Consider the following 14,210-nt stretch of genomic DNA (forward strand, 5'->3'; position numbering starts at 1 on the left):
CTCTATTGAACGAGTGTGAACTTTTCTGTTTTATTGGTTTTGCTTGAAGAAAAGCGAACAAAATAAAGACCGGAGGAAAGCGACTGGATGTTGATGGGAAGATTGGTAACTCCCGAATTAAATTCTCTACGAAACTCTTGCATCAATTCGCCGTGTATATTCATAACCAATACCACACCATTGGTGCGTTCATTCAATTCCACCTGTATGTTCATGTTCTGAACTCGCGCTGCCGGATTCGGAAATATCTTCAATCCCACTTTTGTTTCGGTTTGAACGCCGATGGAAGTATATGAAAACTCCTCTACCTTCATGCATCCTTTAGCGTCGGTGACCGTCACCGTATAATCTCCAAATTCGGGATAGTTGTTGAATTGATTCTTCACGCCGTTGCTCCATGAAAAGGAATAAGGAGGGGTTCCACCCGAAGGCCAAGCGACGAGATTATTAGTACTGGCTTCTATTCTAATTGAAATGGTTTGAGGAGGAATCATTTGAATTAGTTCTGAAACTTCATTGCCCAATCGGTCCGATACGGTTACATAATAGTCGCCTGCCGAAAGATTGGTCAGCAGAGAATCCTCAGCACCATGTGCCCATTGAAATGCGAAAGGTGGTTCACCGCTTATCGGAGTGATGATTACGGTATCCACCGGTGCATCGGAACAAACCGGTGGAATAATTTTTACATCTAACTTAATGCTGGAAGTTTGGATGTAGCGGTAGGATGCAGGATTGCCACAAGTATTACCAAATGAAACGGGCTTGGCATAGTACTTGTACTTTTTGTTGGGATGAATGTTGCCGACATAAACAAAAGTGTCAGCGACTACGGTGTCCACCAATACATCGCGGGATACGGCGCTATTTATTGCAAAGCGGTAATACGTAGCACCCGGCACTGCATGCCATTTGAAAGTAAGATGCGAACTATTCACCATCGTATTGCCTGCCACCGGATTGATAAATACGGCAGTATCTGGAGCACTCAAATCAGGCGGAGTGTTCGTCAATAAATAAGATCGGGTTCCGGTTAGAATCGTGGTCATTTGCCCCTTCTGCATCGTACTGAACCGGTTTTGACAAGCATCGTTGAAGTAGCTCATATAGAGCGAAGGATCTATCACCGTTCGGTATAGATCACCATTAGGATCCGTTTTATTACCGGTATAGGGACAAGGAATCCGTTGATCCAAGAAATCTGCGGGAGTGTCGCAGTATAAATCACCGGTGAAGGAACAATTGGTGCCATTCACAAATTCTTTTCCGAAGGTGGTTTCAAAGGTGTGCATCAATCCTAAATAATGACCCATTTCATGCGGATAGGTAGTTTTATCGGCACCGATACAGTTTCGATGCAAAAATATCCCCCCACCGGTCGGATTGGTGAAAGGGAAAGTGGCAAAGCCACACAGTCCCGGCATATTGCCGTTGATATAGACATTGATGACATCCGGCTTGTTGTATATTCCATAAGTCGTATTTCCAAGTGCCGGGTCTTCATAATTCCAGAGATAGGTGTCGGGCACAGTATCAATTCCCTGAATATAGAAACCGATATTGAAAGCAAGAAATATTTTGTTCAATTCGCAATGCCCATCGAAAATATCTTTCCAAGGGCCGCCGCAGGTTCCGTCGTCCCGTGTAATAATATGATACCAAACCGGCGCCCAAGAAATATCGTCTCGGTGAGAAAGCGTCGAAAGGTTTCGGGTTATATCTTGTTTGGAATATCCGTCGTAATCCTGCGAACTGACCATCGCTCCACACCAAAAGGGCACGGACAATCCTTCACCATAAAAGCAGGGAGTAGTCGTTTGTGCAAAAATGGAAAGGGAGGAGAGAATACAGAGTGCTGTAAAAATATTCTTCATCTTAATTTTTTCTGTCGGCTAAGTAACAAAAACCATTCGGGATTAGAAATGGCTAATGACCACCATCTTTGAATCGTGCAAAACTCATTTGCATGTAAATCATTTTCGTTTAGGTTTGCAACTCCTTAAAAAAAGAAAAAAATGAAATTAACAGTAGTAGGTGCAGGTGCGGTAGGAGCTTCCGTAGCAGATAATATATCCAGAAGAGAACTTTGTCAGGAGCTTATTTTGTTGGACATTAAAGAAGGACTGGCCGAAGGCAAGGCAATGGATATGAGCCAGGCGGCTACGATTCTTGGATTAGACACCAAGGTTATTGGCTGTACTAATGATTACGCTCGGACTGCAGGAAGTGAAGTAGTAGTGATTACTTCAGGCATTCCTCGTAAGCCCGGCATGAGTCGTGAAGAATTGATTGGCACTAATGCCTCGATAGTGAAAGGCGTGGCAGATAACATTTTGAAACATTCACCAAATGCCATTATTGTGGTTATCAGCAACCCGATGGATACGATGACTTACCTAGCACTCAAATCTACTGGTCTGCCCAAAAACCAGGTAATAGGAATGGGAGGAATTTTGGACAGTGCAAGATTTAAATTTTATCTCAGCCAAAAACTCGCCTGCTCTCCAAGCGATCTTCAAGCAGTTGTCTTAGGAGGACACGGTGACACCACCATGATTCCGATGACAGGATTGGCTTCTTTAAATTCTCATTTAGTCAGCAATCTACTTTCTAAAGAAGATTTGTCAAAAGTCGCTGCCGACACCATGGTGGGTGGAGCTACGTTGACAAAACTAATAGGCACTTCGGCTTGGTATGCTCCCGGCGCAGCAGGGGCTGTTTTGGTAGAAAGCATTGTACGCGATAAGAAGAAAGTATTTACTTGTTGCGTATTGTTGGAAGGAGAATACGGTCAGAAGGACATCTGCATGGGTGTTCCGGTTGTAATCGGAAAATCAGGTTGGGAAAAAATTATCGAATACAAGCTTTCTAAAGAGGAAACAGAAAGTTTTGCAAAGAGTGCAGATGCCGTGCGCAACATGAATAGTGTACTCAGCACCTTGAGTATGTAAACCTAATTAATTTGCTATCCGCAGATTATTGCCAAAAGGAATTACCTTTTTCTGAGTAGGACCGTGTGTTCCGGTGCTTGCGGCCTCGGGTGCTTCTAAGGAATGAAACGTAATCTCTGCTGAAACCATTTTCTTATTAAATTCATAAGTTGGCTTGTCTTTTCTTGATAGCTGAAATATGTGGTCCAAGCCTGTCCATGTAGTGAACCACGCAATCGGCTCCAGAACCATAGGAATGTGGTTGATATATCGGATGTGTTCAACACTCGTTGACAAAAAAACGAGGGCAATAGAGAGCGCAAATCCTCCACTGGTCATGAAATATCCCTTGTTGCGGAGGGCAATCATCTCTTCCTGAATCCCCACCGCTATCCGATTAAAGTGAATCCGAATATTTTCCATGATGATAGCCTCCGTGGATAAATCACGCTGATTGTCCATCAATCGAAAAGTGAATTTGACATCTGACTTAGGCTGATTAACCACCATTTTCCTGACTTCGGTCAGGAAATCTGTAGAGAGCACCCTTTCGCTATAAGTGCGCGAATCAAAATCCGAGAAAACATCATCATACTTATCAATCCAGATGCTTATTTCCGAACTGTTTGATTGGTCATTATTCTCTGATTCCATGGGGTTCCTACCTGTCTTTTATACTGGATGATTTCTTCTTTATATTCTATACGGGCATTTGTATTATAAGTTACACAGTTTGTAATTATCACGAAAGCCGAGTAAACAAGCGGCTATTTCCTCTTCGCTAAGTTGTACCTGATATAGGTCAGTCTTAATATAGAATAGACTACTAAGTAGTACAATCCACCCTAAGTATTCATGAAAAAGGAGGGTTTATGCACTTTGGCCTAATAATTGCCATTTAAGTCCATAATAAAAAAATATCAGGATGGATCCAATAGTCGCTTTAATAGGGATAGCAATCTTACTCGGTGTTTACCAGATTTTTTTTGTAAAAGATCTGGATAAGCTAGATAACAAAGGAAACCCTCTTTTCAAAAAGGAGAAGTAATCTTCCTTCTCCTCTAGATATCCTACTCTAATCATTACAAATCATGCATCGTGTGTTTCCACTTGATGTTGCAGCCAATGCTAGGTCGCTGATCGGGTGAAAGAGGCTTGCCGGACAATACGTTATCAAGAGCTTTTCGAATATCATAGCCGGTGACTGGCAATCCGTTTGAAGGCCGGGAATCGTCCAACTGTCCACGGTAGACTAATTTCATATCTCCATCAAATAAATAAAAGTCAGGAGTACAGGCGGCATCATAGGCCTTAGCCACTTCTTGTGACTTATCATATAGATATGGGAAAGGGTATTTTAAAGCAAGTGCTGTTTCCTTCATCCGGTCTGGGGAATCATCAGGATAAGCCTCCGCATCATTGGAACTAATGGCAATGAACTTCACTCCTTTCGGCATATAATCATGTGCCAGTTTCACTAATTGCTCATTCACATGCTTTACATAGGGGCAGTGATTACTGATAAACAGGACCAATGTTGCTTTATCTGATTGTAATTCTTTCAGCGTAAAAGTCTTGCCGGATACCGTATCGGGCAAACTAAAGTCGGGGGCATTTGTCCCCAGAGGAATCATGTTTGAAGGAGTGCGAGCCATAAAATATTTTTTATTTCGTAAGAGTAACGAAATTAAAGATTTAGAGTTAATGAGCTAAATAAGTCACCCCATCGTTCTCATGCTCCAAGCCTCCGGTCTGTCAGCAAACCATTTTTTAACCGTTTCCCAGGTACTGTCAAATAAGGGAGAGTTGCGGTAAGCCTCCAAGCTGGCTTCGTCTTTCCATTTGCTGTAAGTAAAAAAGACATTAGGCGTATTAATGTCGCGCAACAAATCCACACCGGCGCAGCCTTCTGAGGCAGCGATAAAACTTTTCCTGCGATTAAATTCTGCAATAAAGTCATCAGCCTTCCCTTCGGCGAAAGTCATTTTTACAATTCGGATGAGCATAGATTTAATTTATCGGGCCATGATAAGAATAGGCGAATCTACTTTCAATCCCAAAAGATTCTCCGCCTTGCCTTTGTTGATTGCTACTTCCAAATAGCCGGTAGCATTGAAAAAACAAACCAGTTCGCCTTCTTCTACGTCGGCGTATTGGGTGCTGAGGTCATTCGTACTACCGGTTCCGCTTACCTGAATCGTAAAGGGTCTTAACGCTATAAACTGTTCTAAAATCGTGCGCGTGATATTGACTACCGCATTGCCGAAATGGTCTATATAAATCACTGTCCCGCGAATTTGACCGGAAGAAGTAATCGGTTGAAGCAACCGAAGATTCTGAGATTCGGTAATCAGGTGTGCAAAGTCTGAGGGTTTATATTCCGTCAAAAGCAGGTTCACCACTTTGGCAATCGCTTCCTCCACAATCAGGCTGTTGTTTTCCATTAGCTCCTCATTGACGAGATAGGTTTGGTGTGGAGTCTTTTCAAAAGCAATAGACAGCAAACCATTGTCAAAGGTGATAATATAATGACCATTCACGAATGCCAGCAACAAGCGATTTCGAGCATCGGTGGAGTTTACATGAACGATATGAATCGTCCCTTCGGGGAAATATCTGTAGGATTGACTAATTGTAAAAGCCGCTTCTTTGATATTGAAAGGAGCAATAGCATGAGTAACATCCACCATCGCTACCTCCCCCGCGTGGGACATAATCGCGCCCTTGAGCGCCGCGAGATAAAAATCTCGCGTGCCTAAATCTGAGGTGAGCGTAAGTAGCGCCATGAAATATTTCTAGTCGCAACAAAGGTGAACGAAAAATTCAGGCCGGGTAACCCAGTTGGTGGACAAAAGTGTGGATAGATATAGTTTGCTATACAGTCGGGCTGATTACCTTTGGGCATACAAAAAACATAAAGATTTGACAGAAATAACGATTAACATTGAAGGAATAGACTCGATTGATTTTTTCGGTGTCAATAATTCCCGATTCAACTTCATCAAGAAAAGCTTCCCCACGCTCCGAATGGTTTCGCGAGGCAACACTATCAAAGCCGAAGGCGCCGAGACCGATATCGCTACGTTCAAGCAAAAAGTAGAGCGCATGGTGGATCATATTGAGCGCTATGGCAAGTTGAATGAAGATAATATCGAAAACATCATCCAGACCGAAGGCGATAAAAAAGAGAAAATGGAAAAGGATTCATCTGGTATCATCGTTCATGGAAACGGAGGGCTGGTGGTGCGGGCGCGGACCGATAACCAGTTGCAGATGGTGAAGGAAAGCGAGAAGAACGATATTGTTTTCGCTATCGGGCCTGCCGGTACGGGCAAAACCTATACCGCTGTGGCGCTGGCCGTAAGAGCTTTGAAAGAAAAAAACGTCAAGAAGATTATCCTTACCCGTCCGGCTGTTGAGGCCGGAGAAAGCCTCGGCTTTCTTCCCGGTGATTTGAAAGAAAAATAGACCCCTATCTGCGTCCGCTGTACGATGCCTTGGATGATATGATTCCGCCAGATAAGTTGACATACTATATGGAAAACCGGGTGATTGAAGTAGCGCCGCTCGCCTTCATGCGCGGCAGAACGCTCGACTATTCTTTCATCCTTTTGGATGAAGCGCAGAACTGTACCGACATGCAGTTGAAAATGTTCCTGACCAGAATTGGTGCCAACTCTAAATGTATCATCACCGGCGACCCAACACAGATTGATTTACCTCCTAAAGTAAAATCTGGTTTGCTCACCGCGTTGCGGATTCTTCAACCCATTGAAGGAATCTCCACCGTGCAATTGAACGAAAGCGATGTGGTGCGTCACCGCCTTGTAAAAGAAATTATTAAAGCCTACGAAAAACTGAATGAAACCAGAGAGATTGACAATGCCACCCCTACAACACACTAATTTTCGTTTTCCGGGACAAACCAATGTTTATCACGGCAAAGTTCGAGATGTATATACCATTTCGGAAAAACTGGTAATCATCGCCACCGATCGCATCTCGGCCTTCGACCATATTCTGCCAAAAGCCATTCCGCACAAAGGCGCGGTGCTGAACCAGATTGCCCAACACTTTTTAAAAGCCACCGAAGATATTGTTCCTAACTGGCTCTTGGCCGTTCCTCATCCCAATGTATCGGTGGGCAAAACCTGCGAACCGGTGCGGATTGAAATGGTGATTCGCGGATACCTGGCCGGTCATGCGGCGCGCGAATACAAGGCCGGAAAGAGAATGCTCTGCGGCGTGGTGCTGCCCGAAGGGCTGAAAGAAAACGATCCACTCCCCTCTCCTATCATCACCCCATCCACCAAAGCCGTGGAAGGTCATGATGAAGATATTTCGCGAGCGGATATTTTGAAGCGACAACTTGTGCCGGAAGATGTTTACACGCAAATGGAACAATACACTTACGCGCTCTTCAAACGCGGGCAAGAGATGGCCAACCAGCGGGGTTTGATTCTGGTAGATACCAAATATGAATTCGGCATCTCCGAAGGCAAAGTCATGTTGATTGACGAAATCCATACGCCCGATTCTTCCCGCTATTTCTATCTCGAAGGCTATGAAGAACGGCAGCAAAAAGGCGAGCCGCAAAAACAACTGAGCAAAGAGTTTGTGCGCGAATGGCTGATGGAAAATGGTTTTCAGGGCAAGGACGGACAAACCATGCCCACCATGCCCGATGAATTTGTGGCCACCATCACCAACCGCTACATCGAACTATACGAAACCATCACCGGCAAGGAATTTATCCGCTATTCATCTCCCGATATTTTGAAGGAGATAGAAGATAGCGTGGTGAAGTATTTGGCCTGAAAACCAGATTGACAATCCTAAAAACAAAAAAGGCGCTCCCGGTTAGGGATGCGCCTTTTAATGCGGAATGAAAAAATTACTGGTTCAAAATCCAGATAGCCACCGGTGCGGTGTACCCGTCATATCCTGCGTGGCTAAGTGTGGCCACACGAAAGAAGTAACGCTCTCCGGGATTCAGGCCGCTGACAGAAGCAGAAGTCTTTTCAGACTCCGTATAGCCGGGCCATACCGGGTTTTCCAGATCCTGAGTCCACTGAACAAGGTAGCCTGAGTTCTTCAGCACCTTCTTCCACTTCAGATTAAGTTTGCCGAGCGTTTTCGTGTTTGAAATCACGAGACCGGTTGGCGAAGGAAGAAACCCGATATTAGTTTTTGGATTGTTCGGCTCCATACCGCTGCTGGCAGCGATAGCTATATCTCCCGCAGAAGTGAAGTCCGCATAGAACTGCTTTCTGATATTAGAAACAAACTCACCAAAAGTTTTACGCTGAAACTAAACCTGCCTGACGTGGATGATCAGTTGGCAGCAGATATAGAAACCATACTTTCCAAATATCCCGGCAAAACAAAACTCCGCTTCAAATTCCTCGATTATGATGAAGGACTGGAAGTGAGCCTAAACGCATCTTCCAAAAGCATTGAATTGAGCAATGAACTGCTCAAAGAGTTGGACCAGAAGCATATTGGGTATAGTTTGAATTAGGTTTTAGATTTCTTGCTGAGTCGCTAAGTTGCGAAACGGCAATTAAGACGGTACCTCCTTCATAGATAAATACCAATGCCCTCTATGCTAATTAGCAAGAACCCTTATGCTATATAGCAGGACATCTGATGCTAATTAGCAATGCCCCCTATGCTATATAACAGTACATCTGATGTTAATTAGCATTGCCACCCATGCTATATAGCATGGCACAAGATGATAACTAGCAATAACCCTCCTGCTATATATCAGGGCATGAATTACTAATTAGCAATGGCATCATGGCTATATATCAATAGCATCGTTGTTATTTATCATGGCTTTATCTGTTGGTAGCATTAAAGGAAACGCAATATGAAGTGCTGAAATTTCACTGAAATGAGGGAATGAATACTACCTAATCTGTTTAAGATGCAATTGCAGCATCAAAAAAATGACATTAAAATGACAAAACATCTGCAATATCTGGAGGGTGTTCGCGTATATTATGGTATGGGCCGGTAGATAGCAACCCGGCAAACGATTAAACAGAGGATTCATGAAACATCAGAACAGCTAAAAATCAACGATTCATCCCGCAAAACGGGAAATCAAAGACGGGTTTATTCCTTTTCCTTTCTGATATAGAGAGGAGGGGAGCAGGCACCACGAAACAACAGCCTTGATGTCTTTATTGTTTGTTCTTTTTTAAAATTTAATCGTTATGAAAACTCAAAGTACCCGTTCGCGCAAACTGAAACGCGGACCCAATCATCATCGTGTAAATCGTTTCCGCAACCAGCGCAGACCTTTATTATTTGTCACCCATCCTTTATTCATTTTGGTGACTCTTACCTACAATTTCCGGGCATTGACTACCGCTGAAAAGGTCTTGGCGCGTTTGCGATTGCACATTTTAATGCTGACCGGAAATGTCCATTTCCCTATCGTATCGCCAAGTTTAGCCGCCTTGCAAGCAAAGGCAGATCAGTTGGAAGGATTGATTGATAGCGCCAAAAGTGGCGATCATTTGATTATATTAAAACGCAATGGAGTGATGAAAGAGGCTATTGAATTAATCAGGCTGCTGGGTTACGACATTCAGAAAAAAAGCGACGGCAACGCAGAAAAAATTATCAGTGCTGGTTTTACCATTCGCAAGGAGCGAAATTCCTCTGCCTTATGTGCTAAGGTGCTGATAAAAAAGGTGAGGGCGCTTCTTTCGGCCAAGATTCATTTGGAATGGGAACGGGTGAATGATTATACGGTATATGTGATTGAAGTCAGCACCACGCGCGAAGGTGGCGAATGGTATTTGGCGGCTCATTCCGACAATCATTCCATCAATATTACCGGATATAAGCAGAGTGGGGAGTTTATTTTCCTAAAACCGCAACGACGATATTATTTCCGCATGTATGCCTGGAATTTTTTGGGTGATGGCGATTACAGCGAGACGGTGAATATGATTTGTATTGATTAGGATGAAAGTCGCATCGCTTTTGTTGTTGTTTTAATTTTCATTATTTATTGTAGGTCAAGCGCCACCAATGCCAAAGGCATGGATTACCACAAACAATCTTGGCGGTGGTTGTTGGTGACGTTCTTATATTTACTTTTATGGATGAACTAAACACCAGCAACGTCAAGCGTATGAAAAGAAATCTACTTCCCCTATTATTCCTTTGCTTTTCTGCTTTATTATCTGCGCAGACCTACCGCCCGCTTCCGGAAAATGCAAGGTGGCTATACCAGCAGATTGATGATTACGGCCAACCGACGCCTATTTCTTGTTCTTATGCTCTCAATGGGGACACAACCCTCAGTAATCACACTTACCGGAAGATGATAAAGGATGGATATTCTTATGAAGGGGCAATAAGAGATAGTGCCAGACGAATTTATTACAGAGGTAGCCGAGATATAACCGAACATCTTCTCTGTAATTTTAATTTCACTGTAGGTGATACGATTATCGCTCCATATCCGTTAGGCGGGAACGGAAGTGTTTGTGACACCGTTGTAGTGATTCGCGAGGATTCTTTTCTAATGAACGATGGTTATCACCGCATGTTAGTTATGGAAGCTTGTGCGCCCGCCCAATGGATAGAGGGAGTGGGAAATCATGCATGGATAATGAACCCCTATCTTATTTCAGTTTCAGGAGGCTACCGCTTCACTTCTTTTTATGATTCTACTAAGTTGCTCTACCCGTTATGGCAAGACAATGGCTATTCGTACGATAGGGTTAATGGAGAAGGCGCAAGGTTAAAGTTCAATGTCTATCCCAACCCCGCACAAACTTCTGTTTCTATTGTTACTTCTGAACTAAGGCAAACAATTAGAGTTACTAACGTTTTAGGCAAAGTGGTCTTTAGCGAAACGATTGCCAACGGCAGAAAAGAGATAGATGTTTCGCAATGGCCATCAGGTTTATACTTTATCAATAACCGAAAGTTTGTCAAGCAGTAGTTCTCGTATCGGATTAATTTGGATAGCCAGTAACAATTCGCATGATGGTTGTGTTATCGAAATTAAGCGTGGAAACGGTAGGGGTTCAATATTTTGAACCCTTATAGAAATCGGTTCGAGAATATCAGGTTCAAGATATTGAACCCTTACGGAATTCTGCGCTAATGAAAGTGTAAGCTAACCTTCAACCTCAGAGTCCTTTTTTTCTTTTATTTTCGCTGAAAAAGAGACTCTGAGAGGGGGGGAGTTATGCAAAAAATAACGCGTCTAAGTTGCTGTCTTTTTATTTTGTGCTCATTCCTATTCTTCAATGGGTGCAAACCTGATGATGCCCCCCCAAAAAAACTAATTGAAATTGCTCTTAGGTATGATTCACCCCAGCATTCGTATAATGAGGCGTCGATTTATTCTTATAACAATTCAAACTATGCTTTATATAACGATGCTGAAGTTGTTAGTTACGTACATGGTGACAGCGTCCTTATGATTTATACTTGTCTGATACAGGACACTAATCACCGCTATGCTCAAATAGCTATTTCTAAAATGTTTCATCGTAATCGCTTGGATGAAGATGCTAATGGTATATACTCTCTCAAAAGCAATCAGGATTTTCGAGATGTGTTTAAAGTAGGTACTCAAAGTATTGTTTATGCAGACACTTCGAGCCATAGATCAGATGGGTTAGATATGGTGTTGGGAATTGAGGCGACGCGGACTTTACAGTTTAAATGCAATTATTCAACAGGCACATGTGCTCCGGTTCAAGCACATTTAGACACCGTGAACAATTTTGAAATCTCAGAGGTTTATTTTAATCAGTTCTACGATGCACAAGTTGACTGGGAGAGTTTTATTGTAAATAATAAAAAGTATCCATCAGACTCCAAAATTGCATGGGTTACGATAAAATTTCGTTGTAAATTATTTGATTCAATGTTGCCATTTGATTCAATTGTATTTGATAATGGTGTTTTCAGTGGAGTTTTTTTGGATAGACAATAGTTGTATTCAATTTTTCTTATAGTCAGCCTCTCCGTTTCAGGACCCTGACGGAATGATTAGCCACCTTGACGCAGACCCGCCTGACCGGACGGGCAGGGTTCTTTTTTGCTTTTATTATTTTTGAAAAAGAAACCCTGCGGGCACAAAGAAGCTAATACCTTAAAGAGATAGAATATGGTAAACAACCGCAAGCAAATTGAACTTTGCATTACTTTTCTAATACTTCTTGCAGTCTTTAGTAAAAGCGTGTATAAATTATTAGGTTTTGGTCCATCAATCGATCTTTTTTGGCGCACGATACATGTTTCGAATGTCATTATATGCACTATATTACTGACAGTATTGATTATAAATTTTTTGAGAAATAAATAATTCGATTCTGCCTCTCTCGCCCTTGATGGTGTTTAGTTTTCCAAAAGCTAATTGCACAGCAAAGGTCACCAGCAAGCAACTCACATTATGGTTGTTGGTGACGTACATTATATTTATTTTCCGATGGATGAAGGAAGCACCAACGGCAGCAGAGGCTTCGGAATTTCTCTTCCTCAAAAATATATGGATATTTGAAAATGATTTGTTCTCGGAAACAGAGTATGCTGGTCTGTGGAAGGGAACACCGACCACGGCGAAAACCAAATCTATTTTTTACAACTAAATTGAAATACATGAAAAAGATTTTTCTCTTCCTTCTGACAATAATTTGCTTGCAGGTTTTTTCTCAGGCTCCGCAAAGTATGAACTATCAAGCCGTGGCACGAAATGCCGCTGGAGCTATTATTCCAAATCAAACCATAACGGTTCGGTTAACTGTGCATGACGGAAGCGCAGGCGGCTCGGCTGTTTATATTGAATCTACCTCAACTGCTACCAACCAATTTGGTTTGTTTACTGTAAAAATTGGCACAGGCTCACCGTTAGTTGGAACCTTTGCCGGTATTAATTGGGGTAGCGGAGATAAGTTTCTGCAAATTGAATTAGATGCGGCTGGCGGTTCGAATTATTCCGACATGGGTACTGTTCAATTATTGAGTGTTCCCTATGCTTTGTATGCCGCCAATAGCGCAGCCGGACCTGTCGGTGCAACCGGTCCAACGGGTGCAGGCGGCCCAACGGGACCTACCGGTTCATCGAATGTAAGCGGCACCCTCAATTATGTGGCCAAGTTTACTCCCAACGCTACCACCGTTGGCAACTCTCAAATTTTTGACAATGGAACCAATGTAGGGATTGGCACCACCAGCCCGACTTCAAAACTACAGGTTGATGCCGACATAAGCGTGAACGGACTAACCATAGGCAAAGGAGCCAGCAGTTCGTCTGAAAATACAGCGGTTGGCGCTTATTGTCTTGCCTTTAATACTACAGGTCCGTTTAATACCGCCGTGGGTTATCAGGCGCTGTATTACAATAAGTCCGGCAGTTCAAATACAGCCGTGGGTGACGGAGCGCTAAGAGGCAATGTTACCGGTTTCGGGAATGTAGTGATGGGTGTAACTGCAATGTATGCAAATTCTGCCGGCGGTTCTAATACGGCAATCGGGTATTGGTCATTACAAAACAATACTTCATCTAATAATACGGCAGTAGGTTTTAAATCACTGTTTGGGAATACCACCGGAACAGGAAATACCGCTATCGGAATCCAGTGTATGGATGCCAATATCTCGGGCAGCTATAATACATGCTTGGGTAATAGCACTGATGTGTCAACAGCAGCATTAACCTTTGCCACTGCTATAGGTGCATCTGCCACCGTAAATGCAAGCCAGAAAATACGATTTGGCAGCTCGGCTGTAACCGTTATTGAGGGGCCAGTGGCTTACTCATTTCCTTCGGACGGGCGGTTTAAATATAACATTACCGAAAGCGATGTGAAAGGGCTCGATTTCATTAAACGGCTTCGACCGGTAGAATATAATTTCGATACTAGGAAGTTTGAAGATTTTTTAACCAAGAATTTGCCCGACAGCATCCGGGCAAGGCATTTTGAAAATATTGATTTCGGCGCATCGTCTGCTGTCCGTCAAAGCGGCTTTGTGGCTCAGGATGTGGAACAAGCGATGAAAGAAAGCGACTATAACTTTAACGGAGTTCATAAGCCCGTGGATGAGAACGATAATTATAGTGTAGCTTACAGTTTGTTTGTAGTACCGTTGGTAAAAGGGATGCAGGAACAGCAGAAGATGATTGAAGAACAAAACAAAATTATTGGAGAACTAAAAATGGAAATTAAGGAGTTGCAGAAAAGGTAATCTCCCAACTGAGGATAGGCTGTGCCTGCGTTCAAGAAAGATAGCAGCTTA

General features: G+C 43.0%; 14 protein-coding genes and 1 pseudogene. 8 read left to right on the plus strand and 7 right to left on the minus strand.

Features of this window, described 5'->3' with window-relative positions:
* Positions 1–2: 2 nt before the first annotated feature.
* Positions 3–1,874: a T9SS type A sorting domain-containing protein gene (locus tag IPP77_00705; GenBank protein MBL0308257.1), complete on the minus strand. Its 1,872-nt coding sequence runs from the start codon at positions 1,872–1,874 to the stop codon at positions 3–5.
* 141 nt (positions 1,875–2,015) lie between these two features.
* On the opposite strand from IPP77_00705, the gene IPP77_00710 reads away from it, so the two are divergent.
* On the plus strand, positions 2,016–2,951 hold the full coding sequence (locus IPP77_00710; GenBank protein ID MBL0308258.1) for a malate dehydrogenase: 936 nt from the start codon (positions 2,016–2,018) through the stop codon (positions 2,949–2,951).
* A gap of 6 nt (positions 2,952–2,957) precedes the next feature.
* Here IPP77_00710 and IPP77_00715 read toward each other — a convergent pair whose 3' ends face one another.
* From IPP77_00715 to IPP77_00730, 4 genes are all read right to left on the minus strand, one after another.
* Positions 2,958–3,584 carry a hypothetical protein gene (locus tag IPP77_00715; protein MBL0308259.1) on the minus strand — a complete coding sequence of 209 codons (627 nt, stop codon included), beginning with the start codon at positions 3,582–3,584 and terminating at the stop codon, positions 2,958–2,960.
* A 428-nt stretch (positions 3,585–4,012) separates the two neighbouring features.
* On the minus strand, positions 4,013–4,585 hold the full coding sequence (locus IPP77_00720) for a thioredoxin family protein (protein ID MBL0308260.1): 573 nt from the start codon (positions 4,583–4,585) through the stop codon (positions 4,013–4,015).
* Positions 4,586–4,648: 63 nt separating this feature from the next.
* On the minus strand, positions 4,649–4,936 hold the full coding sequence (locus tag IPP77_00725) for an antibiotic biosynthesis monooxygenase (protein ID MBL0308261.1): 288 nt from the start codon (positions 4,934–4,936) through the stop codon (positions 4,649–4,651).
* A gap of 9 nt (positions 4,937–4,945) precedes the next feature.
* A complete protein-coding gene (locus IPP77_00730) occupies positions 4,946–5,716 on the minus strand; it encodes an SAM-dependent chlorinase/fluorinase (protein MBL0308262.1) in 771 nt (256 codons plus the stop codon).
* Between the two features lie 136 nt (positions 5,717–5,852).
* On the opposite strand from IPP77_00730, the pseudogene IPP77_00735 reads away from it, so the two are divergent.
* Together IPP77_00735 and IPP77_00740 are read left to right on the plus strand one after the other, a co-directional pair.
* Positions 5,853–6,835, plus strand: a pseudogene (locus tag IPP77_00735) (PhoH family protein).
* A complete protein-coding gene (locus tag IPP77_00740; GenBank protein ID MBL0308263.1) occupies positions 6,813–7,748 on the plus strand; it encodes a phosphoribosylaminoimidazolesuccinocarboxamide synthase in 936 nt (311 codons plus the stop codon). Before IPP77_00735 ends, IPP77_00740 begins: the two are co-directional and overlap by 23 nt.
* Positions 7,749–7,824: 76 nt before the next feature.
* Here the strand turns inward: IPP77_00740 and IPP77_00745 are convergent, their stop codons facing one another.
* Positions 7,825–8,139, minus strand: a complete 315-nt coding sequence (locus IPP77_00745; GenBank protein MBL0308264.1) for a fibronectin type III domain-containing protein — start codon at positions 8,137–8,139, stop codon at positions 7,825–7,827.
* Positions 8,140–8,256: 117 nt separating this feature from the next.
* On the opposite strand from IPP77_00745, the gene IPP77_00750 reads away from it, so the two are divergent.
* The 4 genes from IPP77_00750 (at position 8,257) to IPP77_00765 (ending at position 11,907) form a co-directional block, all read left to right on the plus strand.
* Positions 8,257–8,451: a hypothetical protein gene (locus tag IPP77_00750; protein ID MBL0308265.1), complete on the plus strand. Its 195-nt coding sequence runs from the start codon at positions 8,257–8,259 to the stop codon at positions 8,449–8,451.
* 703 nt (positions 8,452–9,154) lie between these two features.
* Entirely contained in the window at positions 9,155–9,913 is a 759-nt protein-coding gene (locus tag IPP77_00755) for a fibronectin type III domain-containing protein (protein MBL0308266.1), read from the plus strand.
* Positions 9,914–10,050: 137 nt separating this feature from the next.
* Positions 10,051–10,902, plus strand: coding sequence for a T9SS type A sorting domain-containing protein (locus tag IPP77_00760; protein ID MBL0308267.1), 852 nt, complete (start codon positions 10,051–10,053; stop codon positions 10,900–10,902).
* A gap of 483 nt (positions 10,903–11,385) precedes the next feature.
* On the plus strand, positions 11,386–11,907 hold the full coding sequence (locus IPP77_00765; GenBank protein MBL0308268.1) for a hypothetical protein: 522 nt from the start codon (positions 11,386–11,388) through the stop codon (positions 11,905–11,907).
* 330 nt (positions 11,908–12,237) lie between these two features.
* Here IPP77_00765 and IPP77_00770 read toward each other — a convergent pair whose 3' ends face one another.
* Positions 12,238–12,456, minus strand: coding sequence for a hypothetical protein (locus tag IPP77_00770; protein MBL0308269.1), 219 nt, complete (start codon positions 12,454–12,456; stop codon positions 12,238–12,240).
* A gap of 116 nt (positions 12,457–12,572) precedes the next feature.
* Between IPP77_00770 and IPP77_00775 the strand changes: the two genes are divergently transcribed.
* Entirely contained in the window at positions 12,573–14,159 is a 1,587-nt protein-coding gene (locus IPP77_00775) for a tail fiber domain-containing protein (protein ID MBL0308270.1), read from the plus strand.
* Positions 14,160–14,210: the final 51 nt, after the last annotated feature.

This window comes from Bacteroidota bacterium, from assembly GCA_016722375.1.
Classification (GTDB): Bacteria; Bacteroidota; Bacteroidia; order Chitinophagales; family LD1; genus Bog-950.

Coding starts and splice junctions, on each gene's coding strand:
- IPP77_00705 (MBL0308257.1), bottom strand. CDS start 1,874: ATGAAGAATATTTTTACAGCACTCTGTATTCTCTCCTCCCTTTCCATT.
- IPP77_00710 (MBL0308258.1), top strand. CDS start 2,016: ATGAAATTAACAGTAGTAGGTGCAGGTGCGGTAGGAGCTTCCGTAGCA.
- IPP77_00715 (MBL0308259.1), bottom strand. CDS start 3,584: ATGGAATCAGAGAATAATGACCAATCAAACAGTTCGGAAATAAGCATC.
- IPP77_00720 (MBL0308260.1), bottom strand. CDS start 4,585: ATGGCTCGCACTCCTTCAAACATGATTCCTCTGGGGACAAATGCCCCC.
- IPP77_00725 (MBL0308261.1), bottom strand. CDS start 4,936: ATGCTCATCCGAATTGTAAAAATGACTTTCGCCGAAGGGAAGGCTGAT.
- IPP77_00730 (MBL0308262.1), bottom strand. CDS start 5,716: ATGGCGCTACTTACGCTCACCTCAGATTTAGGCACGCGAGATTTTTAT.
- IPP77_00740 (MBL0308263.1), top strand. CDS start 6,813: ATGCCACCCCTACAACACACTAATTTTCGTTTTCCGGGACAAACCAAT.
- IPP77_00745 (MBL0308264.1), bottom strand. CDS start 8,139: ATGGAGCCGAACAATCCAAAAACTAATATCGGGTTTCTTCCTTCGCCA.
- IPP77_00755 (MBL0308266.1), top strand. CDS start 9,155: ATGAAAACTCAAAGTACCCGTTCGCGCAAACTGAAACGCGGACCCAAT.
- IPP77_00760 (MBL0308267.1), top strand. CDS start 10,051: ATGGATGAACTAAACACCAGCAACGTCAAGCGTATGAAAAGAAATCTA.
- IPP77_00765 (MBL0308268.1), top strand. CDS start 11,386: ATGATTTATACTTGTCTGATACAGGACACTAATCACCGCTATGCTCAA.
- IPP77_00775 (MBL0308270.1), top strand. CDS start 12,573: ATGAAAAAGATTTTTCTCTTCCTTCTGACAATAATTTGCTTGCAGGTT.